Origin of the sequence: Pseudomonas helleri (genome assembly GCF_009600315.1) — a bacterium.
GTDB classification, from domain to species: Bacteria; Pseudomonadota; Gammaproteobacteria; order Pseudomonadales; family Pseudomonadaceae; genus Aquipseudomonas; species Aquipseudomonas helleri_A.
In genome coordinates this window covers 1-327 of sequence record NZ_WIWC01000140.1, presented here as the reverse complement: position 1 = coordinate 327, position 327 = coordinate 1, and the positions used below count along the sequence as shown (strand labels likewise).

Here is a 327-nt window from a genome sequence, read left to right as displayed (position 1 = left end):
GTCTTTAAGCGCTCGGCGGCATAGTCAAAGTCCAAAGGCTGGGCGTTATGCTCCAGCGCACGCTTAACGGCGTAGGCATTGAACGGATGAGCCTCCAGCAACGTCTCCAGGCTCTCAATCGACAACGACGGGTTGAGCTCGTGTAACTTGGCCAACAACGCCGTGGTCGACTCCGACAGCGGGGGGCAGACCAACGGCAAATACTGTTTGGCCGGGTCTGAACTGGCCACCGGATCACTGCGCTTGTGCCCTTCCAGCACGGTGAGAGCTTGGAACAGCAAGGTTTTGTCGTCACGAGCCAGGTTAGCGATTTGCTCACGCACCGAG

General features: G+C 58.4%; 1 protein-coding gene. It reads right to left on the bottom strand.

Annotated elements, in window-relative coordinates:
- The coding region (locus tag GHN86_RS23510; protein WP_194286571.1) for a hypothetical protein at positions 1-327 on the bottom strand (327 nt) is incomplete at both ends.